Source organism: Rhodobacter sp. SGA-6-6, assembly GCF_011043545.1.
Lineage (GTDB): Bacteria > Pseudomonadota > Alphaproteobacteria > Rhodobacterales > Rhodobacteraceae > Pseudogemmobacter.
In genome coordinates this window covers 474,000-499,619 of sequence record NZ_JAAKGP010000001.1, presented here as the reverse complement: position 1 = coordinate 499,619, position 25,620 = coordinate 474,000, and the positions used below count along the sequence as shown (strand labels likewise).

The 25,620-nt window shown below is 68.1% G+C and carries 23 protein-coding genes and 2 tRNA genes; 20 read left to right on the top strand and 5 right to left on the bottom strand.

Annotated elements, in window-relative coordinates:
• On the bottom strand, window positions 1–750 hold the full coding sequence (ubiE, locus tag G5B31_RS02380) for a bifunctional demethylmenaquinone methyltransferase/2-methoxy-6-polyprenyl-1,4-benzoquinol methylase UbiE (protein ID WP_165013391.1): 750 nt from the start codon (window positions 748–750) through the stop codon (window positions 1–3).
• A gap of 130 nt (window positions 751–880) precedes the next feature.
• Between ubiE and mutM the strand changes: the two genes are divergently transcribed.
• The 9 genes from mutM (at window position 881) to gyrB (ending at window position 10,825) form a co-directional block, all read left to right on the top strand.
• A complete protein-coding gene (gene mutM, locus G5B31_RS02375; RefSeq protein WP_165013389.1) occupies window positions 881–1,732 on the top strand; it encodes a bifunctional DNA-formamidopyrimidine glycosylase/DNA-(apurinic or apyrimidinic site) lyase in 852 nt (283 codons plus the stop codon).
• A 56-nt stretch (window positions 1,733–1,788) separates the two neighbouring features.
• Window positions 1,789–2,565 (top strand): enoyl-CoA hydratase, encoded by a 777-nt coding sequence (locus tag G5B31_RS02370; RefSeq protein ID WP_165013387.1) that lies wholly within the window; start codon window positions 1,789–1,791, stop codon window positions 2,563–2,565.
• A gap of 146 nt (window positions 2,566–2,711) precedes the next feature.
• Window positions 2,712–2,984 carry a 30S ribosomal protein S20 gene (gene rpsT, locus G5B31_RS02365; RefSeq protein WP_165013385.1) on the top strand — a complete coding sequence of 91 codons (273 nt, stop codon included), beginning with the start codon at window positions 2,712–2,714 and terminating at the stop codon, window positions 2,982–2,984.
• Window positions 2,985–3,508: 524 nt separating this feature from the next.
• On the top strand, window positions 3,509–4,864 hold the full coding sequence (dnaA, locus tag G5B31_RS02360; RefSeq protein WP_240904236.1) for a chromosomal replication initiator protein DnaA: 1,356 nt from the start codon (window positions 3,509–3,511) through the stop codon (window positions 4,862–4,864).
• Between the two features lie 120 nt (window positions 4,865–4,984).
• The gene (dnaN, locus tag G5B31_RS02355; protein ID WP_165013381.1) at window positions 4,985–6,103 is read left to right on the top strand and encodes a DNA polymerase III subunit beta; all 1,119 of its coding nucleotides are present in this window, start codon (window positions 4,985–4,987) and stop codon (window positions 6,101–6,103) included.
• Window positions 6,104–6,166: 63 nt separating this feature from the next.
• Window positions 6,167–7,255, top strand: a complete 1,089-nt coding sequence (recF, locus tag G5B31_RS02350) for a DNA replication/repair protein RecF (protein WP_165013379.1) — start codon at window positions 6,167–6,169, stop codon at window positions 7,253–7,255.
• Window positions 7,252–7,677 carry a VOC family protein gene (locus tag G5B31_RS02345; protein ID WP_165013377.1) on the top strand — a complete coding sequence of 142 codons (426 nt, stop codon included), beginning with the start codon at window positions 7,252–7,254 and terminating at the stop codon, window positions 7,675–7,677. The genes recF and G5B31_RS02345 overlap by 4 nt, the downstream gene beginning before the upstream one ends.
• A complete protein-coding gene (locus G5B31_RS02340) occupies window positions 7,674–8,294 on the top strand; it encodes a LysE family translocator (RefSeq protein ID WP_165013375.1) in 621 nt (206 codons plus the stop codon). The genes G5B31_RS02345 and G5B31_RS02340 overlap by 4 nt, the downstream gene beginning before the upstream one ends.
• An 80-nt stretch (window positions 8,295–8,374) precedes the next feature.
• Entirely contained in the window at window positions 8,375–10,825 is a 2,451-nt protein-coding gene (gene gyrB, locus G5B31_RS02335; RefSeq protein ID WP_165013373.1) for a DNA topoisomerase (ATP-hydrolyzing) subunit B, read from the top strand.
• 6 nt (window positions 10,826–10,831) lie between these two features.
• On the opposite strand, the gene G5B31_RS02330 is transcribed toward gyrB, so the two are convergent.
• On the bottom strand, window positions 10,832–11,416 hold the full coding sequence (locus G5B31_RS02330) for a dimethylsulfonioproprionate lyase family protein (protein ID WP_165013371.1): 585 nt from the start codon (window positions 11,414–11,416) through the stop codon (window positions 10,832–10,834).
• Window positions 11,417–11,435: 19 nt separating this feature from the next.
• Window positions 11,436–11,511: transfer RNA gene (locus tag G5B31_RS02325), tRNA-Arg, on the bottom strand.
• Between the two features lie 253 nt (window positions 11,512–11,764).
• Between G5B31_RS02325 and G5B31_RS02320 the strand changes: the two genes are divergently transcribed.
• Window positions 11,765–12,799, top strand: a complete 1,035-nt coding sequence (locus tag G5B31_RS02320) for a LacI family DNA-binding transcriptional regulator (protein ID WP_276616081.1) — start codon at window positions 11,765–11,767, stop codon at window positions 12,797–12,799.
• 5 nt (window positions 12,800–12,804) lie between these two features.
• On the opposite strand, the gene mtaB is transcribed toward G5B31_RS02320, so the two are convergent.
• Entirely contained in the window at window positions 12,805–14,079 is a 1,275-nt protein-coding gene (gene mtaB / locus G5B31_RS02315) for a tRNA (N(6)-L-threonylcarbamoyladenosine(37)-C(2))-methylthiotransferase MtaB (protein WP_165013367.1), read from the bottom strand.
• A gap of 5 nt (window positions 14,080–14,084) precedes the next feature.
• The gene (gene dapF / locus G5B31_RS02310) at window positions 14,085–14,915 is read right to left on the bottom strand and encodes a diaminopimelate epimerase (RefSeq protein WP_165013365.1); all 831 of its coding nucleotides are present in this window, start codon (window positions 14,913–14,915) and stop codon (window positions 14,085–14,087) included.
• Window positions 14,916–15,010: 95 nt separating this feature from the next.
• Here dapF and G5B31_RS02305 point away from each other — a divergent pair.
• The 10 genes from G5B31_RS02305 (at window position 15,011) to G5B31_RS02260 (ending at window position 25,565) form a co-directional block, all read left to right on the top strand.
• Window positions 15,011–15,086: transfer RNA gene (locus tag G5B31_RS02305), tRNA-Lys, on the top strand.
• A 576-nt stretch (window positions 15,087–15,662) separates the two neighbouring features.
• On the top strand, window positions 15,663–16,634 hold the full coding sequence (locus G5B31_RS02300) for an ABC transporter ATP-binding protein (protein WP_165013363.1): 972 nt from the start codon (window positions 15,663–15,665) through the stop codon (window positions 16,632–16,634).
• Between the two features lie 7 nt (window positions 16,635–16,641).
• Window positions 16,642–17,676 carry an ATP-binding cassette domain-containing protein gene (locus G5B31_RS02295; protein WP_165013361.1) on the top strand — a complete coding sequence of 345 codons (1,035 nt, stop codon included), beginning with the start codon at window positions 16,642–16,644 and terminating at the stop codon, window positions 17,674–17,676.
• Window positions 17,673–19,265: an ABC transporter substrate-binding protein gene (locus G5B31_RS02290; protein WP_165013359.1), complete on the top strand. Its 1,593-nt coding sequence runs from the start codon at window positions 17,673–17,675 to the stop codon at window positions 19,263–19,265. Before G5B31_RS02295 ends, G5B31_RS02290 begins: the two co-directional genes overlap by 4 nt.
• 63 nt (window positions 19,266–19,328) lie before the next feature.
• Window positions 19,329–20,279, top strand: coding sequence for an ABC transporter permease (locus G5B31_RS02285; RefSeq protein WP_205911764.1), 951 nt, complete (start codon window positions 19,329–19,331; stop codon window positions 20,277–20,279).
• A 3-nt stretch (window positions 20,280–20,282) separates the two neighbouring features.
• Window positions 20,283–21,203 carry an ABC transporter permease gene (locus tag G5B31_RS02280; protein ID WP_165013357.1) on the top strand — a complete coding sequence of 307 codons (921 nt, stop codon included), beginning with the start codon at window positions 20,283–20,285 and terminating at the stop codon, window positions 21,201–21,203.
• Window positions 21,200–22,741, top strand: a complete 1,542-nt coding sequence (locus tag G5B31_RS02275) for an amidohydrolase family protein (protein WP_165013355.1) — start codon at window positions 21,200–21,202, stop codon at window positions 22,739–22,741. Before G5B31_RS02280 ends, G5B31_RS02275 begins: the two co-directional genes overlap by 4 nt.
• Window positions 22,738–24,207, top strand: a complete 1,470-nt coding sequence (locus tag G5B31_RS02270) for an amidohydrolase family protein (RefSeq protein WP_165013354.1) — start codon at window positions 22,738–22,740, stop codon at window positions 24,205–24,207. Before G5B31_RS02275 ends, G5B31_RS02270 begins: the two co-directional genes overlap by 4 nt.
• Window positions 24,208–24,352: 145 nt before the next feature.
• Window positions 24,353–24,760, top strand: a complete 408-nt coding sequence (locus G5B31_RS02265) for a hypothetical protein (protein WP_165013353.1) — start codon at window positions 24,353–24,355, stop codon at window positions 24,758–24,760.
• Window positions 24,761–24,770: 10 nt separating this feature from the next.
• Window positions 24,771–25,565: a Ku protein gene (locus tag G5B31_RS02260; RefSeq protein ID WP_165013352.1), complete on the top strand. Its 795-nt coding sequence runs from the start codon at window positions 24,771–24,773 to the stop codon at window positions 25,563–25,565.
• Window positions 25,566–25,620 lie beyond the last annotated feature (55 nt).

Here is a 25,620-nt window from a genome sequence, read left to right as displayed (position 1 = left end):
TCAGATCTTCCAGCCGGAATGCAGGGCGGCGATGCCCATGGTCAGGTTGCGGTATCTGACCTGGGCGAAACCGGCCTGCCGGATCATGCCGGCGAAGGTCTCCTGATCGGGGAATTTGCGGATCGATTCCACCAGATATTGATAGGAGTCGCGGTCCCCGGCCACGATCTGGCCCATCACCGGGATGACGTTGAAGGAATAGAGGTCGTAGACCTTCTGCATCAGGTCGTTGGGGATCTGGCTGAACTCCAGCACCATCAGCCGGCCGCCGGGTTTCAGGACGCGATACGCCTCGGCCAGCGCATCGGGAATGCGGGTGACGTTACGGATGCCGAAGCTGATGGTGTAGGTGTCGAAGCTGTTCGAGGGGAATGGCAAGGCCATGGCGTCGCCGACCACCCAGTCGAGGGAGGCGGCCAATTGCTCGGCCTCGGCCCGTTTGCGGCCCTCGACCAGCATCGGCTCGGTCATGTCGCAGACCACCGCCGTCGCCCCGGGCGCGCGTTTCAGGAAGCGGAAGGCCACGTCGCCGGTGCCGCCCGCCACGTCCAGGAGGCGCTGCCCGGGCCGGGGGGCCAGCCAGTCCATCATCGCATCCTTCCAGACGCGATGGATGCCCATCGACATCAGGTCGTTCATCACGTCGTATTTGCTGGCGACGCGGGAGAAGACGCCGTGGACCATGCCGGCCTTTTCGGCCTCGGGCACGTCGCGGTAGCCGAAATGGGTGGTCTTGTCCTCGCCGCTCATGTCTGGCCCGTGGAGATGCTGTCTGCGGCGGTATAGCCCCGCGGGGGGCCGGAGGGAAACCGCAAACTGCCGCAGCGGGCGGGTTGCGGGCGGGGCGGGATCGGGGAAGATGGCGGCAAAGGAGTCGCCCATGCCCGAACTGCCCGAAGTGGAAACCGTCCGCCGCGGCCTGCTGCCGGTGATGGAGGGCCGCCGCATCCTGGAGGCGCGGGTGAACCGCGAGGGCCTGCGCTGGCCCTTCCCGCCGCGGATGGCGGAGCGGCTGCGCGGCGCGCAGGTGCAGGCGCTGCGGCGGCGGTCGAAATACATCCTGGCCGACCTGTCGACCGGCGAGACGCTGCTGATCCATCTGGGCATGTCGGGGCGGATGCTGGTCTCAGGCGCGATGCTCGGCGGCTTCCACCACGACCACCCGGCGCCGCAGAAGCACGACCATGTGGTGTTGGAGATGGAGGGCGGCGGCCGCGTCACCTTCAACGACGCCCGCCGCTTCGGGGCGATGGATCTGGTCGGAACCGCCGGTGCAGAGACGCATCCGCTGCTGGCGACGCTGGGGCCGGAGCCCTTGGGGAACAGCTTCGACGGGCCCTATCTGGCCGCTGCGCTGGCCGGGCGGCGGACGCCGGTGAAGGCGGCGCTGCTGGACCAGCATCTGGTGGCGGGGCTGGGGAACATCTACGTCTGCGAGGTGCTGTTCCGCGCCGGCCTGCACCCGGCCACGCCGGCCGGCGATCTGGGCGAGGCGCGGGCGGCGGCGCTGGTGCCGTTGATCCGCGAGGTGCTGGCCGAGGCGATCGAGGCCGGGGGATCGTCGCTTCGCGACCACAGGCAGGCCAATGGCGAGCTGGGCTATTTCCAGCACAGCTTCCGCGTCTACGACCGCGAGGGCCAGCCCTGCACCGCGCCGGGCTGCGGCGGCACGGTGGAACGGATCGTGCAATCCGGCCGCTCCAGCTTCTACTGTCCCGCCTGCCAGCGGTGACTTGCCTATCCTGCGGCCTCTGCTAGGAGTCCGCGCGACATCCGGGGGACAGAGCCATGGCCTATGAGACGCTGATCGTCGAGATCGAGGATTACACCACCCTGATCCGGCTGAACCGCCCCGATGCGCTGAACGCGCTGAACACCACCATCATGCGCGAGCTGGCCGACGCGGTGACGCAGGCCGAGGCCAACGACAAGGTGCGCTGCATCGTCATCACCGGCTCGGAGAAGGCCTTCGCCGCCGGGGCGGACGTGAAGGAGATGGCGGGGAAAAGCTTCGCCGACGTGTTCTTCGACAACCTCTTCGGCCCTGAGGCCGAGGCGATCATGCGGGTGCGCAAGCCGATCGTCGCGGCGGTCTCGGGCTATTGCCTGGGCGGCGGCTGCGAACTGGCGATGATCTGCGACTTCATCATCGCCGCCGACACCGCGAAATTCGGCCAGCCCGAGATCAACCTCGGCATCGTCGCGGGGATGGGCGGGACGCAACGGCTGACCCGGCTGGTGGGCAAGTCGAAGTCGATGGACATGCACCTGACCGGCCGCTTCATGGAGGCGGCAGAGGCCGAACGCTGCGGGCTGGTCAGCCGCGTGGTGCCGGCCAAGTCGCTGATCGAGGAGGCGATGAAGGTCGCCGCCAAGATCGCCGAGAAGTCGATGATCACCGCCATGCTGGTGAAGGAAGCGGTGAACCGGGCCGAGCAGACCACGCTGGCCGAGGGCCTTCTGCACGAACGCCGGCTGTTCCATGCGGCCTTCGCCACCGAGGACCAGAAGGAGGGCATGGCCGCCTTCCTGGAAAAGCGGCAGCCCCAGTTCCGGGACCGCTGATTCCCTGTTCCCTTTCCCCGGTGGATGCCTTATAGGCCCGCCCCACATGCGCGTGGGCCCGCTTAGGCAAGAATCGAACCCGATCCCGGATCGGGGCCTTCGGTCTTTCGTGCAATAGACATCGAACAGACCGCAAGGAGCCTTCCATGGCCAATACCGACCAGTCCAAGAAACGCGCCCGCCAGTCCGAGGCGCGCTATGCCGTCAACAAGGCGCGCCGTTCGCGCATCCGCACCTTCCTGCGCAAGGTCGAGGAGGCCATCGCCTCGGGCGACCAGACCGCCGCCGCCGAGGCGCTGAAGAACGCCCAGCCGGAACTGGCCCGCGGCGTGACCAAGGGCGTGCTGCACAAGAACACCGTGTCGCGCAAGATGTCGCGGCTGTCGTCGCGGGTGAAGGCGCTGGCCGCCAAGGCCTGATCCTTTCGGATCGCGGAAATCGACGGGGACGCAGCCCTTTCCGGCTGCGTCCCCGTTGGTTTTTCCGGCCCCCGGAACGGCGTTTTCGGCAGGCCGTTGCCGAATTGCCAAGGGTCCCGGGATTCGCCGCGACGGAATCCCTGTCAAGCGAGATGTTCGGTTGCAGTGCCCGCCGGGGCCGGGCTAGCGTCAGCCTGCGATTCACTTCGTCTTGGGGGACAGATCGTGGTCGCAGACTGAATCCGCGCTGCCAAAGAATGCCGGGCTGCTTGCCGGAAAATAGCGGATTTCGTTTGCGGACAAGATGTTAACAGGATGCCCGTGGCATCCCGGCCAGAAGGACCTTGGGCTGCAGTCCGCTGCGGCGCCCTTTGTCGTTCCTGCCTCCTCAGGACCGGAGTCCGGCCTGTCCCTGCCGATGCGGCGGACAGGCCCCGTGGCGTGTGCGGGTCGCGTGTGGGGTGCAAGGAAGGACCCCGGGGGCCGTCAGGACCCGGGAAAAAGGTATGCAGGTCGGGCAAACGATGACGAACGAAACTTGGGGCCAGGTCCGGGAAGCGCTGATGCAGCGCGTGGGCAAGAACAACTATACCACCTGGATCGAACCCTTGCGGCTGGCCCGGCTGAAGAACGGGGTGGCGCATTTCGAGGTGCCGACCAGCTTCTTCGGTGACTGGGTGCAACGCAACTATGCCGACCACATCCGCAGCCAGCTCGTCACCGCCGGGGCCGAGGTGCACCGGATCGAATTCGCCGTGGCCGCCGCCCGGCCGCAGGCCGAGGCGCCGGCGAAGCCTGCGGCGCGCGCCGCCCGCAGCCGCCCGGCGCAGGACGACGACCTGCCCGGCGCGCCGCTGGACGCCCGCTTCACCTTCGACACTTTCGTGGTCGGCAAGCCGAACGAACTGGCCCATGCCGCCGCCCGCCGGGTGGCCGAGGGCGGGCCGGTCACCTTCAACCCGCTGTTCCTTTACGGCGGCGTCGGTCTGGGCAAGACCCACCTGATGCACGCCATCGCGCATGAGCTTCAGGCCCGCCGCCCCGACCTGCGGGTGCTGTATCTGTCGGCCGAGCAGTTCATGTATCGCTTCATCCAGGCCCTGCGCGACAAGCAGGTGATGGATTTCAAGCAGCTGTTCCGGTCGGTCGACGTGCTGATGGTCGACGACGTGCAGTTCATCGCCGGCAAGGATTCCACCCAGGAGGAATTCTTCCACACGTTCAACGCGCTGGTCGACCAGAACAAGCAGATCGTCATCTCGGCCGACCGGGCACCGGGCGAGATCAAGGATCTGGAGGACCGGATCAAGTCCCGCCTGCAATGCGGGCTGGTGGTGGACCTGCATCCCACCGATTACGAATTGCGCCTGGGCATCCTGCAACAGAAGGTCGAGGTCTACCGCAACCAATACAAGGGCCTGCAGATCGCCCCCGGGGTGCTGGAGTTCCTGGCCCATCGGATCACCACCAATGTCCGCGTGCTGGAAGGCGCGCTGACCCGGCTCTTCGCCTTCGCCTCGCTGGTCGGGCGCGAGATCACGCTGGACCTGGCGCAGGACTGCCTGGCCGACATCCTGCGGGCCAGCGACCGCAAGCTGACCATCGAGGAAATCCAGCGCAAGGTGGCCGAGCATTACAACATCCGCCTGGCCGACATGATCGGGCCGAAGCGGCTGCGCACCATCGCCCGGCCGCGGCAGGTGGCGATGTATCTGGCCAAGCAGCTGACCCCGCGGTCGCTGCCCGAGATCGGCCGCCGCTTCGGCGGACGCGACCACACCACGATCATGCACGGCGTGCGCAAGATCGAGGAACTGATGGCGCTGGACAGCCAGCTTGCGGACGATCTGCAACTGCTGAAGCGGATGCTGCAGGGCTGACCGCCGGCGGCCTTGACGGCCCATGGAAAGCCTCTCAAAGTCGCGCGGAACGATTGCGCACCGGCGAAAGCCGGGTAATGTCGGCGTCCCCGGTTCCGGGGTCCGGCAGGGGGAAAAGGGATGAAACTTTCGATCGAACGCGGCACGCTTCTGAAGGCGCTGGCCCAGGCCCAATCCGTGGTGGAACGGCGCAACACCATTCCGATCCTGGCCAACGTGCTGATCGAGGCCGAGGGCGCGCAGGTTTCCTTCCGCGCCACCGACCTGGACATCGAGGTGGTGGACCGCACCGATGCGATGGTGGAACGGGCAGGCGCGACCACGGTTTCGGCGGTGATGCTGCACGAGATCGTCCGCAAGCTGCCCGACGGCGCGCTGGTGAACCTGTCGGAAGACAGCGCCTCGGGCCGGCTGACCATCACCGCGGGGCGGTCGACCTTCTCGCTGGCGACGCTGCCGAAGGAAGATTTCCCGGTGATGGCCTCGTCGGAATACAGCACCAATTTCTCGGCCAAGGCGCCCGAGCTGCGGCGGCTGTTCGACAAGGCGAAATTCGCCATCTCGACCGAGGAGACCCGCTATTACCTGAACGGTGTCTACATGCATGTGGCGACGGCCGAGGATGGGCCGGTGCTGCGCTGCGTGGCGACCGACGGCCACCGGCTGGCCCGGATCGACGCGCCCCTGCCCGCGGGGGCCGAGGGGATGCCCGGGGTGATCGTGCCGCGCAAGACGGTGGGCGAGTTGCGCAAGCTTCTGGACGACGACGAGGCGCAGATCGCGGTTTCGGTGTCGGAGACCAAGGTGCGCTTCGCCACCCCGGCGATCACCCTGACCTCGAAGGTGATCGACGGCACCTTCCCGGATTACAGCCGGGTGATCCCGACCGGCAACACGCGGCGGCTGGAGGTGGACGCAAGCGAGTTCGCCAAGGCGGTGGACCGGGTGGCCACGGTATCCTCGGAACGGTCGCGCGCGGTGAAGCTGGCGCTGGACGAGGACCGGCTGGTGCTGTCGGTCAACGCGCCGGATTCCGGGGCGGCCGAGGAAGAGCTGGCGGTGGCCTATGGCGACGAGCGGCTGGAGATCGGCTTCAACGCCAAGTATCTGCTGGAGATCGCATCCCAGGTGGACCGCGAGAATGCGGTGTTCCTGTTCAACTCCTCCGGCGACCCGACGCTGATGCGCGAGGGCAATGATACTTCAGCGGTCTATGTCGTGATGCCGATGCGCGTGTGACCGGCGGCCCGGGGGGCCAGCCCCCCGGACCCCCCGGAGTATTTTCATCAAGAGGAAGAGGGCTTGGGCGGGCTTGCCATCACCACGCTGAGCCTGTCGCATTTCCGCAGCCATCGGACGACGCGGCTGGTCTTCGACGGCCGGCCGGCGGCGATCGTCGGGCCGAACGGGGCGGGCAAGACCAATATCCTGGAAGCCGTGTCGCTGCTGTCGCCAGGGCGGGGGCTGCGCCGCGCCTCGGCCGAGGAGCTGGCGAGGCGGCCGGAATCGCTGGGCTGGAAGGTTTCCGCACAGGTGTTCGGTATCGGTGGCGCCCATGAGATCGAGACCTGGGCCGAGGGGCAGGAGGCCCGGCAGACCCGCATCGACGGCAAGGCGGCGACGCAGGTCGCGCTGGGCCGCATCCTGCGGGTGCTGTGGCTGGTGCCGGCGATGGACCGGCTGTGGATCGAGGCGGCGGAGGGGCGGCGGCGGTTCCTGGACCGGATGGTGATGTCCTTCACCCCCGACCATGCCGAGGCGGTTTTGACCTATGAAAAGGCCATGCGCGACCGCAACCGGCTGCTGAAGGACCAGGTGCAGGACCCGCATTGGTATACCGCGCTGGAGGCGCGGATGGAGGAGGCGGGACGCCGGATCACCGCCAACCGTCTGGCGACGCTGGACCGGATCGCCGGGGCGCAGCAGGGCGCTGAGACGCAGTTTCCGCAATCCGAACTGACGCTCGTATATCCCGAGGGCAACCCGGAGGATCTGGCGCAGGCGCTGGCCGAGGGGCGGCGGCGCGACATGGCGGCGGGGCGCACGCTGGCCGGGCCGCATCGCGCCGATCTGGCGGCAGTCTATACCGCGAAGGGCGTGGCGGCCGACCAATGCTCGACCGGAGAGCAGAAGGCGCTGCTGATCAGCCTGATCCTCGCCAATGCCCACGCGCTGGCTGCCGACCTGGGCCATGCGCCGGTCCTGCTGCTGGACGAGGTGGCCGCGCATCTGGATGCCGGGCGCCGCGCCGCGCTTTACGACGAGATCTGCGGCCTTGGGGCGCAGGCGCTGATGACCGGGACGGAGCCGGGGCTGTTTGACAGCCTGGGGAATCGCGGGCAAAGCTTCGCCGTCGCCGAGGAGGGCGGCGTCAGTCTGGTGCAATCGTGACCCCGCAGCGCGTTACCCTGATCACCCTTGGCGTTGCGGACCTCGCGGCCGCGCGCGCCTTCTATGAGCGTCTCGGCTGGAAGGAGCATGGCGAAAGCCAGCCCGGCGTGGCCTTCTACCAGATGCAGGGCGCGGCGCTGGCGCTGTTCGGCGCGGCGGACCTTGCCGCCGACCAGGGCCGTCCCGACGCAAAACTCGGCACCGGGGCCATCACGCTGGCGCAGAATTTCGCCACCGAGGCCGAGGTGGATGCGGCCTTCGCCGCTGCGCTGGCCGCAGGAGGCACCCCATTGAAAGCCCCGGAGAAGGTGTTCTGGGGCGGCTATTCCGGCTACTGGGCCGACCCGGACGGCCATGTCTGGGAAGTTGCCATGAACCCGTTCTGGCCCTTGGCCGAAGACGGTAGCCTGACCCTGCCATGACCGTCACCGGCCAGCAGTTGCTGCTTTACGCCCTCGGCATGGCGGGGCTCTGGGCGGTGCCCGGGCCGGTCTGGGTGGCGCTGATCGCGCGGGCGCTGTCGAGCGGGATGCGCGGGGCCTGGCCGCTGGCGGTGGGCGTGGCGCTGGGGGACCTGATCTGGCCGCTCTGCGCCATCCTCGGCCTGGCCTGGGTGCTGTCGGTCTATGGCGACATCCTTTCTGTGCTGCGCTGGGTCGCCGCGGCGGTGTTCATCGCGATGGGGCTGCTGTTGATCCGCAAACGCCCCGCCCCGCCCGGCACCGACAGCCGGCTGACCCGCCCCGGCCTCTGGGCGGGGTTTTCGGTCGGCGTGGCGGCGGTGATCGGCAACCCCAAGGCGATCCTGTTCTACATGGGCTTCCTGCCCGGGTTCTTCGACCTTGGCCGCGTCACTGTCCCCGACATCGCCGCGATCCTGGCGATTTCGGCGCTGGTGCCGATGCTGGGCAACCTGGGCCTGGCGCTGTTCCTGGACCGGGCGCGGCAGCTTCTGTCCAGCCCGCAGGCGCTGCGGCGGATGAACATCGGCTCCGGCCTGCTGCTGATCCTGGTCGGGCTGGTGATCCCCTTCACCTGACACAAAATCTGGTGTCCTGCGCGTGACATTGCCGGGGCAAACCGCTATAAATCGCGGGCATTTACGAAGGTTACCGACGCATGGCCGAAGCGCCCAAGAAACCCGCCGAATACGGCGCCGATTCCATCAAGGTCCTCAAGGGGTTGGAGGCCGTCCGCAAGCGCCCCGGCATGTATATCGGCGACACCGATGACGGCTCGGGCCTGCACCACATGGTCTACGAGGTGGTGGACAACGGCATCGACGAGGCGCTGGCCGGCCACGCCACCGAAGTGGTGGTGAAGATCCACCCCGACGACTCGGTCTCGGTGCGCGACAACGGCCGCGGCATCCCGGTGGACATACACCCCGAAGAGGGCGTTTCCGCGGCCGAGGTCATCATGACCCAGCTGCACGCGGGGGGCAAATTCAACAACACCGACGAGGGCGGCAACGCCTACAAGGTCTCCGGCGGCTTGCACGGCGTCGGCGTCTCGGTCGTCAACGCGCTGTCGGAATGGCTGGAGCTGACGGTCTGGCGCAACGACACCGAATACCGCGGAAGGTTCGAGTTCGGCGAATGCACCGAGCATGTGCACGAGGTCGGCCCCGCCCCCGGCAAGCGCGGCACCGAGGTGCGCTTCCTCGCCAGCGCCCGCACCAACCGGCCGGACGGGACCTTCTCGAACCTCGAATACAGCTTCAAGACGCTGGAGAACCGGCTGCGCGAGCTGGCCTTCCTGAACTCGGGCGTGAGGATCGTACTGGAGGACGAGCGCCATGCCGAGCCGCAGCGGGTCGAGATGTTCTACGACGGCGGGGTGCGGGAATTCGTGAAATTCCTCGACCGCTCCAAGACCTCGGTGATGGCCGAGCCGATCTACATGGTCGGCGAGAGGAACGGCATCGGCGTCGAGGTGGCGATGTGGTGGAACGACACCTACCACGAGAACGTGCTGCCCTTCACCAACAACATCCCGCAGCGCGACGGCGGCACTCATCTGGCCGGCTTCCGCGGCGCGCTGACCCGGACCATCACCTCCTACGCCCAGACCAGCGGCATCGCCAAGCGCGAGAAGGTGGATTTCACCGGCGACGACGCCCGCGAGGGGCTGACCTGCGTGCTGTCGGTCAAGGTGCCGGACCCGAAATTCTCCAGCCAGACCAAGGACAAGCTGGTGTCGTCCGAGGTGCGCCCGGCGGTCGAGAACCTGGTGAACGAGAAGCTGTCCGAATGGTTCGAGGAGAACCCGGCGCAGGCCAAGGTCATCGTCGGCAAGATCATCGAGGCGGCGCTGGCGCGCGAGGCGGCGCGGAAGGCGCGGGAACTGACCCGGCGCAAGACCGCGCTGGACGTGGCTTCCCTGCCCGGCAAGCTGGCAGATTGCCAGGAACGCGACCCGGCGAAGTCCGAACTGTTCCTGGTGGAGGGCGACTCCGCCGGCGGCTCGGCCAAGCAGGGCCGCAGCCGCAGCAATCAGGCGGTGCTGCCGTTGCGAGGCAAGATCCTGAACGTGGAACGCGCCCGCTTCGACCGGATGCTGTCCAGCCAGGAGATCGGAACGCTGATCACCGCGCTCGGCACCGGGATCGGGCGGGACGAATTCGACATCGGCAAGCTGCGCTACCACAAGGTCGTCATCATGACCGACGCCGACGTGGACGGCGCGCATATCCGCACGCTGCTGCTGACCTTCTTCTTCCGCCAGATGCCGGAGCTGATCGAGGGCGGTTACCTCTACATCGCGCAGCCGCCGCTCTACAAGGTCAGCCGCGGCAAGTCCGAGGTCTATCTGAAGGATCAGGCCGCGCTGGACGACTATCTGATCGAGATGGGCGTCGAAGGCGCCGTCTTGCGGCTGGCGACGGGCGAGGAGATCGCCGGGCAGGACCTCGCCCGGGTGATCGAGGGCGCCCGTTCCTTCCGCCGGGTGCTGGACGCCTTCCCGACCCATTACCCGCGCAGCATCCTGGAACAGGCGGCGCTGGCCGGGGCCTTCGACCCGGGCCGGGCCGATGACGACCTGCAGGCGGTAGCCGACACCGTCGCCCGCCGCCTGAACCTGATCGCGCCGGAGTTCGAGCAGGGTTGGCACGGCCGCATCACCCAAGACCACGGCATCCGCCTGTCGCGCATCCTGCGCGGGGTGGAGGAGCTGCGCACTCTGGATGGCGCCGTCCTGCGCTCCGGCGAGGCCCGCAAGCTGAGCCAGATCGCCGGCCAGCACCGCGACATCTACCGCGACCCGGCCCGGCTGGCGCGCAAGGACCGCGAGCAACTGGTCCACGGCCCCATCGACCTGCTGAAATCCATCCTCACCGAGGGCGAGAAGGGCCTGTCGCTGCAACGCTACAAGGGCTTGGGCGAGATGAACCCGGAACAGCTGTGGGAAACCACGCTGGACCCCGAGGCCCGCACCTTCCTGCAGGTCCGCGTCGACGATCTGGCCGAGGCCGATGACATCTTCACCAAGCTGATGGGCGACGTGGTGGAACCCCGGCGCGAGTTCATCCAGCAGAACGCGCTGTCGGTGGAAAACCTGGATTTCTGAACGGGCTCAGACCGGCAGATACCACAGCGCCAGGAACGGCCCGTCGCCGGCGCGCATCCGGTGGCGGATGCCCGGCGGGTTGTAGATCGCGCCTTCGGGGCCGGGGTCGGTCCAGTCCATCTCGGCATTCCACCACTCGCCCGGGGCCAGCGACAGATAGACCTCCTCGGGCGGGTGGTCATGGTCGGCATAGGTGGTGCCGGGAGCCATCACGGTGGCGCCGATCCAGATGTCCTTGCGGTCCTCCAGCCCCCCGGGGCCGAGGATCATCGCATTGGCATGGCCGTTCCAGAACGCGGCATCGGAGGGATTGGCCGAGGCCCGCCGGCGCCAGACCAGCCCCGGCTCTATGGCCGCGAACGCCCGCGCCAGCCCCGCCCGCGGTCCCTGCGCGGCGATCTCCAGCGCCGGATCGAGCCACTGGCAGACCGGCAGCCGGTCGGCCGCCGCCGTGCCCGGGGTCCCCTCCGCCCCCTGCCACAGCGCGATCGCCCGCTCGCAGGCCCGCGCCGCCCGCTCCGACGGAACCCGCGCGGCCCGCAGCGCCTGCGCCGACTGATCGAGAAAATCCTGAAGCTTCGCCGCCCGCATCGTCCCCTCCGGCCCTGCGTGGCGACCCCGGCAGGACTTGAACCTGCAACCTTCCCCTTAGGAGGGGGACGCTCTATCCGTTGAGCTACGGGGCCCGCGTTCCTTCAATGCACAATGACGGCGGGCATGGCAACCAGGTCTTCGGCGTGTCGGGGAAAAGATAAGGGGGAGTGAACTTGGCCCACCACTCCCCCTTGGGACCCTTGCGTCCTGGTTCGAGAGCTTGCAGGACGCAACGGATATCGGCAGCTTGTCGCTGTTAGCGCTATCATTACCATGGAAATGGTCCTTGGACAAGGGGCCGCTTTGGGGCTAACTAGGAAAAAGCCCCTTGCCGGACGCCAGAGATTGTCGAAGCCGCCCACTCCAGACCCGCGCCGCACCCTGACCCTTCGGGACGTGTCCGAAGCCTCCGGCGTCAGCGAAATGACTGTCAGCCGGGTGCTGCGCAACCGCGGCGACGTGTCGGGCGCGACGCGGGAACGGGTGCTGGAGGCGGCCCGCAGCCTTGGCTATGTGCCGAACAAGATCGCCGGGGCGCTGGCCTCGCAGCGGGTGAACCTGGTGGGGGTGATCATCCCCTCGCTGTCCAACATGGTCTTCCCCGAGGTGATGACCGGCATCTCGGAAGTGCTTGAGGACACCGGGCTTCAGCCCGTGGTCGGCGTGTCGAACTACCTGCACGACCGCGAGGAGCAGGTGATCTACGAGATGCTGTCCTGGCGGCCATCGGGCCTGATCCTGGCGGGGGTGGAGCATTCCGAGGCCGCGCGCGCCATGCTGGCGCAGGCAGGAATCCCCATCGTCGAGATCATGGACATCGACGGCACCCCGGTGGATTCCGCCGTGGGCATCTCGCACCGCCGCGCCGGTCGCCAGATGGCCGAGGCGATCATCGCCGCCGGCTACCGCCGCATCGCCTTCCTCGGCACCCACATGCCGGAGCAGGACACCCGCGCGAAGAAGCGGCTGGAGGGGTTCGAGGAGGCGCTGGCCAAGGCCGGGCTGACGCTGGTGGACCGCGAATACTACGCCGGCGGATCGTCGCTGCTGCAGGGCCGCGCAATGACCGAGGCGCTGCTGCAACGCACGCCGGACGTGGATTTCCTGTATTATTCCAACGACATGATCGGCGCCGGCGGGCTGCTGTGGTGCCTGGACCAGGGGCTGGACGTGCCGGGGAAGATCGGTTTGGCTGGCTTCAATGGTATGGAACTGCTGGACGGCCTGCCGCGCAAGCTGGCGACGATGGATGCCTGCCGGCTGGAGATCGGCCAGAAATCGGCCGAAATCATCGCCGGCAAGCGGCCCGGCGGGGTGATCGGCGGCGAGGTCATCGAGCTGACCCCGACGCTGGATCTGGGCGACACCATCCGCCGCTGACGGGCCTATCCGGCCGTCAGCATCCCGCCGCCATGGCCGGTGATCCGCGCCTCGACGATGCGCCCCTCGGGCTGGTCTTCGGCAAAGGCCACTTCGGTGAACTGCTCGGTCCGGCCCATCCGCGGCCCTTCGGTCAGCACCCGGTGCAGCGCGCCCTGCTGGGCCGTCAGATGCCGCGCCAGCGCCGCGTCGCCCGCGGCCCGCAACCGGGCGGCGCGATCCTTGATCTCGGCGCCGTAGACCTGCGGCATCCGGGCGGCGGGGGTGCCCTTGCGCGGGCTGAACGGGAAGACATGCAGGAAGGTCAGCCCGCAGTCCTGCACCAGCTTCAGTGAGTTCATGAACATCTCTTCTGTTTCTGTCGGGAAACCGGCGATGATGTCGGCGCCGAAGACCATGTCCGGCCGCAGGCGCCTTGCTTCCTCGCAGAAGCGGATGGCGTCGTCGCGAAGGTGGCGGCGCTTCATCCGCTTCAGGATCATGTCGTCGCCGGCCTGCAGCGACAGGTGCAGGTGAGGCATCAGCCGCGGCTCGGTGGCGATGGCCTGCATCAGCATCTCGTCCGCCTCGATCGAGTCGATGCTGCTGATCCGCAGCCGCGGCAGGTCCGGCACCAGCCGCAGGATCCGCATCACCAGGTCGCCCAAGCGCGGCCCGCCGGGCAGGTCGGCACCCCAGGAGGTCAGGTCGACCCCGGTCAGCACGACCTCCAGAAAACCCTTGCCTACCAGCCGCTTGATCTGTTCTACCACCACCCCGGCGGGGACGGAGCGGGAATTGCCGCGGCCGTAGGGGATGATGCAGAAGGTGCAGCGGTGATCGCAGCCGTTCTGCACCTGGACATAGGCGCGGTGGCGGCCGAAGCCGTCGATCAGGTGGCCGGCGGTCTCGCGCACCGACATGATGTCGTCGACCTGCACCTTCTCGGTGGTGCCGATCAGGTCGGGCACCGAAAGCCCCTTCCAGGTCTCCGCCCGCATCTTCTCGTGGTTGCCGACGACACGCGAGACCTCGGGCATCGCCGCGAAGGTCTCCGGCTCGGTCTGCGCCGCGCAGCCGGTGACGATGACCTGCGCGCCGGGATTTTCCCGCGCCAGCCGGCGGATTTCCTGCTTGGCCTTGCGCACGGCCTCGGCCGTTACCGCACAGGTGTTCACGATCACCGCGCCTTCCAGCCCGGCGGCCTCGGCCAGTTCCCGCATCGCCTCGGATTCATAGGCGTTCAGCCGGCAGCCGAGGGTGGAGAACACCGGGGGGCGGAAGTTCGCACCGTCACGCATGGCGGTCACGCATGGGCGGCCAGGAAGGCCGGGGAGAGCCGGCCGTCGAAGACCCGCGCCACCGGGCCGGTCAGCCAGACGCCATCCTCGCGCCAGTCCACCTCCAGCCGGCCGCCGTCGAGATCCAGCACCACCCGCCGCCCGGTCAGCCCGCGCAGATGCGCCGCCACCGCCGCGGCGCAGGCGCCCGAGCCGCAGGCCAGGGTGATGCCCGCCCCCCGCTCCCACACCCGCATCCGCAGGCGGTCGGGGCCGGTCAGGCTGACGAATTCGACATTGGTGCGCTGCGGGAACAGCGGGTCGTGCTCCAGCTTCGGGCCGAGCGAGGGCAGGTCCACCGCCTCGGCCTCCGGCACGAAGAACACGCAATGCGGATTGCCCATTCCCACCGCCGCCGGATCGCCGGACAGCGGCAGGTGCAGCGGATCGGTCTCGTGCGCCAGCGGCACCTCCCGCCAGTCCAATTGCGGCGGCCCCATGTTGACGGCGACTTTGCCGTCCCCCATCCGCTCCGCCCGCAGCAGCCCGCGTCCGGTGCGGATGGTCAGCCGCGGCCCCTGCATCACCAGGTCGGCCACGCAGCGGGTGGCGTTGCCGCAGGCCCCGGCGCGCGAGCCGTCGCTGTTCCAGAAATCCAGCGCGATGTCGGCATCCTCCGCATCGCGGATCTCGGCCAGCTGGTCGAAACCCACGCCCCGGTTGCGGTCGCCAAGAGCGCGAGCCAGCGCAGGCGTCGCCGCCGCCCCGCGCCCGCGCGAGTCGATCACGACGAAATCGTTGCCCGCGCCATGCATCTTGATGAAGGCGAGGCCCTGCGGGGTATCCATCCGGGTCATGCCGCCCCTCATACGCCCGCCGTTCAGATTTTGCCAGAGCCCGCGCATTTTCGCCCTTGACCCCCGCCGCGCATCTTTCTAATCACCCCCGGCGTGGGCCCGTAGCTCAGTTGGTAGAGCAACTGACTTTTAATCAGTGGGTCACAGGTTCGAATCCTGTCGGGCTCACCACTGAACCTCCTGTCGGGCGACTGCCAAGCGTCGCAAACGGCACTGGATTTTTCTCGACAGCACCAGAGATCGACGCATCCTGCGGTTTCGCGGGTTTTGATGGCTTTCTGCGGGGGGGCCTCTTCCGATTCCGTCGCCGGGTCGGACGAGTGCGCAATCTGCCTTCACCTTCAGGCCATTTCTTCGGTGGTGCTGGGTGGCGATCCCGGCACGGCCGGTGGCAGGATGGGCGCCTTCATTGTATACAATGATTGTTGCGCCAAGAGCTTCTCTTCCAGCGGCGTCCTGAGCGTAGCCTTTCTTCGCTTTGCCGATCCGTAGCAGAGAGGGGGCAGGAGGAGGCTCGGCAACTGGCCTCAGGCCCCAATCTTTTCCCATGAATTTCAGCGCCGAGAACTCCTCTGTGTGGCCCGGTCCCCGCAGAGGAGCCTCGGAGGACCCGCACTCTGCGCGCAAGGATCGGAAAGAATCACTAGGCGGATGCAAATATTGGATACATAGTTGTGAGCGATACAATAGTTTACTCGTATACAATAGTGACATCCCTCCAGTAGCCGAACACGCGAAAGGAACGGAATGCCATCTGCTGCCACTCTCGATGTGCGCGATCTGCGCATGGGCTTTTCCACTCCGGCGGGGCTGATCGTCGCGGTCGAGGATGTGACGCTGTCGATCAGCAAGGGCGAGGTCCTGGCCATCATCGGCGAATCCGGCTCGGGCAAGACGGTGACGGCCATGGCCATCGCCCGCCTGCTGCCCGTGCCCCCGGCCCGCTACCTGGAAGGATCGGTCCGCATGGGCGAGGCGCAGCTGCTGGCGCTGTCCGAACGCGAGATGGAAGAGGTCCGCGGCCGCCGGATCGGCACCATCTTCCAGAATCCCCGCGCCTCGCTGGACCCGTCCTTCACCATCGGCGCGCAACTGGTCGAGACGCTGCGCCGGCACGACCCCGCACTGAGCCGGACCGCGGCGCGCGCGGCCTCGGCGCAGGCGCTGCGCGAGGTCGGCTTCCCGGATGCCGAGCGGGTGCTGGCCAGCTATCCGCACCAGCTGTCGGGCGGCATGTGCCAGCGGATTGCGCTGGCGATGACGCTGGCCTGCAAGCCGGAGCTGCTGATCGCCGACGAGCCGACGACCGCGCTGGACGTGGGGGTGCAGGCGCGCATCCTGATGCTGCTGAAACGGCGCAGCCAGGCCACAGGCCTGCCGGTCATCCTGATCACCCATGACATCGGCGTGGTGGCGGCGATGGCGACGCGGGTGCTGGTGATGTATGGCGGCCAGCTGCAGGAGGAGGCCCCGGTCGAGGACCTGCTGGAGCGGCCGCTGCATCCCTATACCCGGGCGCTGATCGCCGCGATCCCCGATCCCGACGCGCCGCGGGGCGAGCGGCTCTTCATCGAGGGCGAGCCGCCGAACCTGGCCGATCCGCCACCGGGCTGCCGCTTCGCCCCGCGCTGCCCGCTGGCGGAGGCGCAGTGTTACAAGGTCCAGCCCGCCCTGCGCGCGGTGGGGCCGGGGCGGTCCGTCCGCTGTCATCTGGTGTGAGGGGACAATGGAAAACCTGATCGAGATCCGCAACCTCTCCAAGACCTTCCGCATCCGCCGCGGCGGCTTCTTCACCCGCGAGACGGTGCTGAACCATGCGGTGCGGGACATCTCGGTCGACATCCGCAAGGGCGAGATCCTGGGCTGCGTCGGCGGCTCCGGCTCGGGCAAGTCGACGCTGGGGCGGATGATCCTGCGGCTGATCGAGGCGGACGGCGGCAGCATCACCCACGGCGGGCGCGACCTGCGCCGGCTGTCGGCGGAAGAGCTGCGCCAGCACCGGCGCCGGGCGCAGATCGTGTTCCAGGACCCGCTGCAATCGCTGAACCCGCGCCGCACGGTGGCCGAGAACGTCGCCCGGCCGATGCTGAACTTCGGGATGGCCCCCTCCGCCGCCGCCCGGCGGGTGGACGAACTGCTGGAGATGGTCGGGCTGGACCCGCGGCAGGCGCACCGCTACCCGCACGAATTCTCGGGCGGGCAATGCCAGCGCATCGCCATCGCCCGCGCGCTGGCGCTGGAGCCGGAGTTCCTGTTCCTGGACGAGCCCGTCTCGGCGCTGGACGTTTCGATCCAGGCGCAGATCCTGAACCTGCTGCAGCGGCTGCAGAAGGAACTGGGGCTGACCTATCTCTTCGTCTCGCACGACCTGAAGATCGTGCGCGAGTTCTGCGACCGCACCATGGTGATGTATCGCGGCAAGCTCCTGGAAAGCGGCGGCAGCGATCAGGTCTATCGCGCGCCGCTGCACCCCTTCACCCAGGATTTTCTCGGCACCGTGCTGCACTTGCGCCGCGACGGCCGGTGGGAGCGCGCCGCCGAGCGGGCCGAGGATCTGGAGGGGGCGCCGCCGCCGATCGCCAGCGAGCATTGCCCCTATGTCACCAACTGCACCCACCGGCTGGACCGCTGCATGACCGCCGATCCCGCGCTTCTGCCTGCCGGCGACGAAAGGGCCGTCGCCTGTTTCCTCCACGACCCGCGGTTCGCCGCGCAACCACAAGAAAACCGCAAGCCCATCCCAACAGGAGTTTCCGCATGACCAGAGTTTCTTCGCTTCGAATGCTGCTCAAGGGCACGGTGACCGGCCTCGCCCTTTCGCTTGCCGCGCCCGCCTTGGCCGAGACCACCATCGTCATGGCGGTGGAGGCCGACTTCAGCCGGATGAACCCGGCGGCCTCGCGCACCTGGAACACCTTCAAGGTGGTGCGCCACATCTTCGAAAGCTTCGTGGAAGAGGACCTGACCAAGGGTGGCGACGCCGTTCCCGAGATCGTCCCCGCCCTGGCCGAAAGCTGGGAGATTTCCGAGGACGGCAAATCCTACACCTTCCACCTGCGCAAGGGCGTGACCTTCCACGACGGCACCCCCTGGAACGCCGAGGCGGCGAAGTTCAACCTCGACCGGATGACCAACCCGGAGTTCGAGTATTTCGTGCCGGCCTCGCCCGGGCTGATGGGCTGGGTCTGGATGGATCTCGTCGGCTACGAGGTGGTGGACGAATACACCTTCCGCATCGACCTGAAGCAGCCGAACGCCGAATTCCTGCGCCGGCTGACCGCGGGCGGGTCGGGGGCGCCGCGCATGGTCTCGCCCGAGGCGGTGAAGACCTACGGCAACGACGGGATCGAGGATCATCCCATCGGCACCGGCCCCTTCAAGTTCGTGGAACGGGTGGTGGGCGAGAAGCTGGTGATCGCGAGGAACGACGCCTACTGGAACCCCGAGCGCATCCCGAAGGCGGATGCCATCGTCCTGCGCGGCATCCCCGAGGTGGTGACGCGCGAGCTGGCGCTGATGAGCGGCGAGGTCGACATGATCGGCACCCCCTCGCCGGATTCGATCGAGACGCTGCAGGCGCAGGGGATGCAGATCGTCACCGGCCCCTCGCCCATGGTCTATGTGCTGTGGCTGAACACCAAGGACGAGCATTTCGACGACGCCAGGGTGCGCAAGGCCGCCTGCATGGCCATCAACCGCGAGGACATGGCCAAGTATCAGCGCAAGGGCTTTGCCATCCCGGCCTGGGGCATCCTGAACCCCGGCGGCCCGGGCTACGACCCGGCCTTCCGCGATTGCGACTACGACCCCGAAGGCGCCAGGGCGCTGCTGGCCGAGGCGGGCTACCCGGACGGGTTCGAGACGCGGATGGACTGGACCTTCGGCGGCGGCTCGGACGTGAACACCAAGGGCGATGCCGAATGGCTCCAGCGCGACCTGGAAAAGGTCGGCATCCGCGCCAGCATCGAGATGTTCGACAACAACACCTTCTGGGACATGATGTCGGCCGGAATGCGCGAGGGCACCGGCCTGACCTCGGCCTCCTGGGGGGAAAGCACCTTCGCCTGGCTCGACCAGGTGGTGACGACCACGGCGCTGCCGCCCAGCTGCTGCAACTCGGGCTATTACGACAACCCCGAGATCGACCGGCTGCTGTCCGAGGCGCGGGCCTCGGCCACGCAGGAGGCACTGGACGGCAAGCTGCACGAGATGCGCGACATCATCGCCGCCGACATGCCCTTCACCACCTATTACGCGGCCAATTCGGTCTATGCGCTGGCGCCCAATGTCTCGGGCTTCGTGCTGGCGCCGCAGCATTGGGTCGATCTGACCGGCCTGACCAAGGAATGACGCGTCCGGCCGTCCCCGCGCTATGCGGGGGCGGCTACTGTCCCTGTGCCCCGAGGCCCCGCCATGAACCTGACCCTCTTCGCGCTCGGCCGGCTCTTGTCGGCGATCCCCGTGCTGATCGGCGTGACCATCGTCGTCTTCCTGTCGGTGCAGCTGGTGCCCGGCGACATCGCGCTGTCGATCCTGGGCCGCATGGCCTCGCAGGAACAGCTTCAGGCCCTGCGCGAGACCATGGGGCTGGATCAGCCGATCGTCGTGCAATACCTGCGCTGGTTCGGCGCGCTGATGCAGGGCGACATCGGCGTGTCGTTGGCGCAGCAGCTGCCGGTGGCGCAGATCCTGGTGCCGAAGATCTGGAACTCGCTGATCCTGATGGCGGGCAGCCTGGCCCTGGTGCTGGTCTTCGGCTTCCTGCTGGCGGTGCTGTCCGCCCCGCGCTTCCGCAGCCTGACCGACCGCGCCGTGGTGGCGCTGACGCTGGTGCTGGCCAGCCTGCCGGTGTTCTGGCTGGGCATCGTCGCGCTTTACCTGCTGGCCTTCAAATGGAAGCTGTTCCCGATCTCGGGGATGTATAACATCGTCAGCCCCGGCGGGTTCTGGGACCTGATCCACCACATGGTGCTGCCGGCCAGCGTGACCGCGGCCTCCTCCATCGCCGTGGTCGCCCGGGTCACCCGGTCGCGCATGATCGACGTGCTGAACGAGCCCTATATCCTGGCCGCCCGCGCCCGCGGGCTGCGGCGGCGGCAGGTGGTGCTGCGGCACGGGGTCAGGAACACCCTGCCGACCTTCGCCAGCATCGGCGGGCTGCAGATCGGCTACCTGTTCGGCGGCGTGGTTTTCACCGAGATCATCTTCAACTGGCCCGGCGTGGGGCTGCAGCTCTACGACGCCATCCTCGCCCGCGACATCCCGATGATCCAGGGCTGCGTGCTGGTGGTCGCCACCGTCTTCGTCCTTGGCAACATGATCTCCGACATCACCGTCCATGCGCTGGACCCGCGGAAGGGCTGACCGATGACCATTGCCGCCGCCAACACCACCCCCGCCCCGAAGCGCATTCCCCGCCGGTCGAACCTCTATTTCGTCTGGCGCGGGGTCCTGGGCGATCCGGTCGCCCGCATCGCCGCCGCCATCATCGCCGGCATGGTCCTTGCCGCGATCTTCGCGCCCTGGATCGCGCCCTGGCCGCCGAACGAGGCCAACCCCGAGCTGCGACTGATGCCGCCCGGAACCCGCGGCCACCTGCTGGGGCTGGACAACCAGGGCCGCGACATCCTCTCGCGGCTGCTTTACGGCGCGCGGCTGACCCTGCTGTGCGGCATCCTGCCGGTGCTGATCGGGGCGGCGATCTCGGTTCCCCTCGGCCTTCTGGGCGCCTGGTATCGCGGCATGGGCGCGGTGATCATGCGGGTGATGGACGTGCTGTTCGCCTTCCCGATGGCGCTGCTGGCGATCCTGCTGGCCGCGCTGATGGGGCCGGGCATCGCCAACATGATGATCGCGCTGGTCGTCACCCTGATCCCCTACAACACCCGCGTGGTCTATGCCGCCGCCTGCCTGGAGCGCGAGCAGGCCTATGTCGAGGCCGCCCGCGCCATGGCGACGCCGGATATGAAGATCCTGCTGGTCGAGATGCTGCCGAACGTCGTCGCCGCCTCGGTGGTCTATTCCTGCACCATCATCGGCGCGGTGGTGATCACCGCCGCCGGGCTGTCGTTCCTGGGTCTCGGGGTCCAGCCGCCGACGGCGGAATGGGGCATCATGACCAGCGAGGGGCGCAGCTTCATCTTCAACGCTCCGCATATCGCCGCCATCCCCGGGCTGGCGATCACCGTGCTGGTGATGGCCTTCAACCTGCTGGGCGACAGCTTGCGCGACAGCCTCGACCCGCGCACCCGCCTGCGCCTCGTCCGACCCGCGAAGGAGAAGCGATGACCCCCGCCGCCACCGTCATCCGCAACGCCACCGTCCTGACGCTGGACGACAGCGATCGCCTGCACCCGCGCGCCGATGTGGTGATCGAGGGCGGGCTGATCCGCGCCGTCGGGCCGGGCACCGCCGCCTCGGCCTCGCCCGGTGCCGGGGTGATCGACGGCACCGGGAAGCTGGTCATCCCCGGGCTGGTCAACGGCCATTTCCACTCGCCCGGCAACTTCATGAAGGGCGCGCTGGAGAACTGGCCGCTGGAGCTGTTCATGCTCTACGAGGTGCCGCCGCTGATGGACCGGCTGGCGACGCCGCGCTTCGCCTATCTGCGCACCATGCTGGGCATCATCGAGATGCTGAAGCAGGGCGTGACCGCGGTGCATGACGACTGCTTCTTCGTTCCGGTGGTGACAGGGGACGAGGTGGATGCGGTGATGCAGGCCTACCAGGATGCCGGGATGCGGGCCACGGTCACGCTGGACCAGCCCAACGTGGCCGAGACGGCGAAATACCCGTTCCTGTCCGAAATCCTGCCCGCGCCGCTGCGCGCCCGGATGGAGGCGGCGCCGCGGATGTCGGACCGCGAGCTGCTGGACCACTACGCCCGCTACATCGACCGCTGGCACAACCGCGCCGGGGGGCGGCTGCGCGCCGCCGTCAGTTGCTCGGCCCCGCAGCGGGTGACGCCGGAGTATTTCCGCGCCCTCGGCCGCATCGCGCAGGAGATGGACATCCCCTACGACATGCACATCCTGGAAACCCGGCTGCAGCGGGTGCTGGGGCAGGAGGTCTACGGCAAGTCGCTGGTCCGCTATGCCCACGACATGGGCGTGCTGACCGAGCAGGCCATGGTCATCCACGCCATCTGGGTCGACGACGAGGACATCCGGCTGATCGCCGACAGCGGCGCCTCGGTCGCGCACAACCCGGTGTCGAACCTGAAGATCGGCAGCGGCATCATGCGCTGGCGGCAGCTTCGGCAGGCGGGGATCAACGTCTGCCTCGGCAATGACGAGGCCAATACCGACGATGGCATCAACCTGTGGACCGTCGGCAAGGTGGCCGGCCTGATGCACAACGTCACCGACCCCGAGTTCCGCAGCTGGATCACCCCGCAGGAGATTCTCGGCGCGCTGACCCATGCCGGGGCGCGGGCGATGCGGCTGCCGGTGCCCACCGGCCGCATCGCGCCCGGCTGGCAGGCGGACCTGACGATGCTCGACCTGTCCACGCTGCCCTTCACCCCGCTGAACGACATCCGCCGCCAGCTGGTCTATTGCGAGACCGGCGGATCGGTCCGCACCGTTCTGGTGGGCGGCGAGGTGGTGGTGGAGGGCGGCCGCCTGACCCGGGTGGACGAGGAGGCGCTGCTGGCCGAGGCCCGCGACAGCGCCGCCGAATTCGCCGACTACATGGCGCGCTGCAAGACAGCCGCCGACGAACTCGCCCCCCATTACCGCGCCATGTATGACCGTGCGCTTGCCACGCCCGTGGGCATGGACCGCTGGGCGCTGCCCGACTCCGCGAAGAAAGGACTGCCGCAATGACGACCACCCGTGTCCGCGCCCGCCATGTGATCGCCTGGGACGGCACCTCGCACCGGACGCTGCGGGACGGCGAGGTCGTCTTCCGCGGCGACACCATCATCTTCGTGGGCCGCGGCTACGAAGGCCCGGTCGATGCCGAGATCGACGGCGGCAACGCCGTCCTCGGCCCGGGGTTCATCGACCTGAACGCACTCGGCGACCTCGACACCACGGTTCTGGCCTTCGACAACCAGCCCGACTGGGCCAAGGGCCGCACCTGGCCCGAGGATTACGTCGCCTCCGGCCCGATCGAGATGTATTCGGACGAAGAGCAGACCTTCAAGATGAAGTATGCCTTCGCCCAGCTGATCCGCAACGGTATCACCACCGCCCTGCCGATCACCTCGATGTTCTACCGCAAATGGGCCGAGACCTACGACGAATTCGCCCGCTCGGCCGAGTCGGCGGCGGAACTGGGCATCCGCGCCTATCTCGGCCCCTGCTACATGACCGGGGTCGAGGTGGTGCGCGCGGACGGCAGTTTCCACACCCATTGGGACGAGGCGCGCGGGCTGAAGGGCCTTGCCGATGCCGAACGCTACATCCGCAGCTTCGATGGCGCCCATGGCGGTCTGATCCGCGGGATGCTGGCCCCCGACCGGATCGAGAACTGCACGCCCGAGCTGATCCGCCGCTCTGCCGCCGTCTCGGCCGAATACGGCGTGCCGGTGCGGCTGCACTGCTGCCAGTCGATGGACGAATTCGACTCCATCGTCGCCCGCTACGACATGACCCCGATCGAATGGCTGAAGTCGCTGGATTTCCTCAGCGAGCGATCGCTGCTGCCGCATGGCGTCTTCCTCACCGGCCACAGCCAGGTGGCGCGGCAGGGGGACGACGTGGGCATCCTTGCCGCCAGCGGCGCCACGCTGATCCATTGCCCGCTGGTGCTGTCGCGCTACGGCGGCACCATGGAAAGCTTCGCCCGGCTGCGGAAGGCGGGCATCCGCATCGGCCTCGGCACCGACACCTTCCCGCCAGATATGGTGGAGAACATGCGGCTCGGCATCAGCCTCTGCCGGGTGGCCGACCATTCGGTGACCGCGGCCTCGGCGGCGGATTTCTACGATGCGGCGACCGTCCATGCGGCGGATGCCCTGGGCCGCCCGGACCTTGGCCGGCTGGCGGTGGGGGCGAAGGCGGACATGACACTCTTCGACCTGTCGGATTTCGCCATCGGGCAGGTGATCGACCCGATCCAGACCATGATGCTGTCGGGCACCGGCCGCGACTTCCGCACCTCGATCATCAACGGCCGGGTGGTGATGCGCGACCGCCAACTGCCCGGCGTCGATCTGGAGGAATGGAACGCCCGGGCGCAGGCGCAGTTCGACGGCCTGATCGCGAAATACCCCCTGCGCACCCTGCATCACCCGCCGGTCGAGGACATCTTCGCCCCCAGCTACAGGGTCCTGGACGCCGGCTGATCCATCCACGCGCATGAGCCGCAAGTCGCTCTTTGCCGGGACTGTATCGGCAAGGACACGGCCATTCTCCCGATGTCCGGCGGAACAATCCGGCCGCCCGTGCATTGTCCCTGCACCCGATACGGGCAGAAGGAAGGAGGCCGTCATGGCACTGGATCCCAAAGCGGCGGCGGAGAAGCGCTCCATTCCGGTGGAGCCGGGCCGCAATGCACAGGCGCTGCCGGAAGGCTCGGCGCATCGCCCCGAGGCGTTCCGCACGGTGAACCCGGCGCAGCAGGGCGACAGGCCGGCCGACAACGTGCGCGGCGTGCAGGAAGAAGGCTTCTACGGCAGCCAGGCCTGGGAGGCGACCAGCCCCGACGAGCAGGCAGCCAAGCCCGAACCGGAGGGCCTGACGCGCGAGCAGAAGCGGGTGACGCCCGAAGAGGTGCGCCGCCATGCCATCGCGCAGGGCACCGACGAACCCTCGATCCCGCGCGGGCGCAATCCCGACAGCGCGATGTGCGAGGATCGCGCCCACCCGGGCCGGATCGACAAGGACAACGATTGCTGAGGGCGGGCGAATGGCGCCGAGACCGTTCTGGAAGGGCTATCTGAAGCTGTCGCTGGTGAATTGCCCTGTCACCATGGCCCCCGCCACCAGCGAGGGCGAGAAGGTGCGCTTCCGCACCATGAACGCCGCCACCGGCAACCGGGTGGTCAGCCGCTACGTCGATGCCGTGACCGGCAAGCCGGTCCGCGAGGAGGACGAGGTCAAGGGCTATGCCCGCGGCGAGGACGATTTCGTGCTGCTGGAGGACGAGGAACTGGACAGCGTCGCGCTGGAAAGCACCCGCACCATCGACATCGACATGTTCGTGCCGGCCGACAGCATCGGCTGGATCTGGTATGACCGGCCGCATTACCTGTCGCCCGCCGACCGGGTGGGGGAAGAGGCCTTCTCGGTAATCCGCGAGGCGATGGCGGCCAGCGGCACCGTCGGCATCGCGCGGCTGGTGCTCTACCGGCGCGAGCGGGCGGTGATGCTGGAGCCGCGGGGCAAGGGCATCGTGGTCTGGACCCTGCGCTTCGGCGACGAGGTGCGAGACGAGGGCGACTATTTCGCCGGCGTCGATGCCGGCAAGCCGGAGCCCGCGCTGATGAAGCTGGTCCGCCGGCTGATCGAGGAGCGCAAGAAGCCTTGGTCGCCCGAGATGGCCTCGGACCCGGTGCAGGATCGGCTGCTGGAGCTGATCGCGGCCCGGAAGAAGGCCCGCAAGCCGGCGAAGCCCAAGGCCGCCGAGCCGCCGAAGGACAACGTGGTCAACATCATGGATGCGCTGAAGCGCAGCCTTGCGGCCGAGAAGAAGGGCAAGTGACCGGGTTGTATCGGATTCCCGGACCCCTCAGCGCCCTTGGCTGGCGGCCGGGGGG

Excerpts from the sequence above, each read along its gene's own strand:
- ubiE (WP_165013391.1), bottom strand. The coding sequence starts at position 750 with ATGAGCGGCGAGGACAAGACCACCCATTTCGGCTACCGCGACGTGCCC.
- mutM (WP_165013389.1), top strand. The coding sequence starts at position 881 with ATGCCCGAACTGCCCGAAGTGGAAACCGTCCGCCGCGGCCTGCTGCCG.
- G5B31_RS02370 (WP_165013387.1), top strand. The coding sequence starts at position 1,789 with ATGGCCTATGAGACGCTGATCGTCGAGATCGAGGATTACACCACCCTG.
- rpsT (WP_165013385.1), top strand. The coding sequence starts at position 2,712 with ATGGCCAATACCGACCAGTCCAAGAAACGCGCCCGCCAGTCCGAGGCG.
- dnaA (WP_240904236.1), top strand. The coding sequence starts at position 3,509 with ATGACGAACGAAACTTGGGGCCAGGTCCGGGAAGCGCTGATGCAGCGC.
- dnaN (WP_165013381.1), top strand. The coding sequence starts at position 4,985 with ATGAAACTTTCGATCGAACGCGGCACGCTTCTGAAGGCGCTGGCCCAG.
- G5B31_RS02340 (WP_165013375.1), top strand. The coding sequence starts at position 7,674 with ATGACCGTCACCGGCCAGCAGTTGCTGCTTTACGCCCTCGGCATGGCG.
- gyrB (WP_165013373.1), top strand. The coding sequence starts at position 8,375 with ATGGCCGAAGCGCCCAAGAAACCCGCCGAATACGGCGCCGATTCCATC.
- G5B31_RS02330 (WP_165013371.1), bottom strand. The coding sequence starts at position 11,416 with ATGCGGGCGGCGAAGCTTCAGGATTTTCTCGATCAGTCGGCGCAGGCG.
- mtaB (WP_165013367.1), bottom strand. The coding sequence starts at position 14,079 with ATGCGTGACGGTGCGAACTTCCGCCCCCCGGTGTTCTCCACCCTCGGC.
- dapF (WP_165013365.1), bottom strand. The coding sequence starts at position 14,915 with ATGACCCGGATGGATACCCCGCAGGGCCTCGCCTTCATCAAGATGCAT.
- G5B31_RS02300 (WP_165013363.1), top strand. The coding sequence starts at position 15,663 with ATGCCATCTGCTGCCACTCTCGATGTGCGCGATCTGCGCATGGGCTTT.
- G5B31_RS02295 (WP_165013361.1), top strand. The coding sequence starts at position 16,642 with ATGGAAAACCTGATCGAGATCCGCAACCTCTCCAAGACCTTCCGCATC.
- G5B31_RS02290 (WP_165013359.1), top strand. The coding sequence starts at position 17,673 with ATGACCAGAGTTTCTTCGCTTCGAATGCTGCTCAAGGGCACGGTGACC.
- G5B31_RS02285 (WP_205911764.1), top strand. The coding sequence starts at position 19,329 with ATGAACCTGACCCTCTTCGCGCTCGGCCGGCTCTTGTCGGCGATCCCC.
- G5B31_RS02280 (WP_165013357.1), top strand. The coding sequence starts at position 20,283 with ATGACCATTGCCGCCGCCAACACCACCCCCGCCCCGAAGCGCATTCCC.
- G5B31_RS02275 (WP_165013355.1), top strand. The coding sequence starts at position 21,200 with ATGACCCCCGCCGCCACCGTCATCCGCAACGCCACCGTCCTGACGCTG.
- G5B31_RS02270 (WP_165013354.1), top strand. The coding sequence starts at position 22,738 with ATGACGACCACCCGTGTCCGCGCCCGCCATGTGATCGCCTGGGACGGC.
- G5B31_RS02265 (WP_165013353.1), top strand. The coding sequence starts at position 24,353 with ATGGCACTGGATCCCAAAGCGGCGGCGGAGAAGCGCTCCATTCCGGTG.
- G5B31_RS02260 (WP_165013352.1), top strand. The coding sequence starts at position 24,771 with ATGGCGCCGAGACCGTTCTGGAAGGGCTATCTGAAGCTGTCGCTGGTG.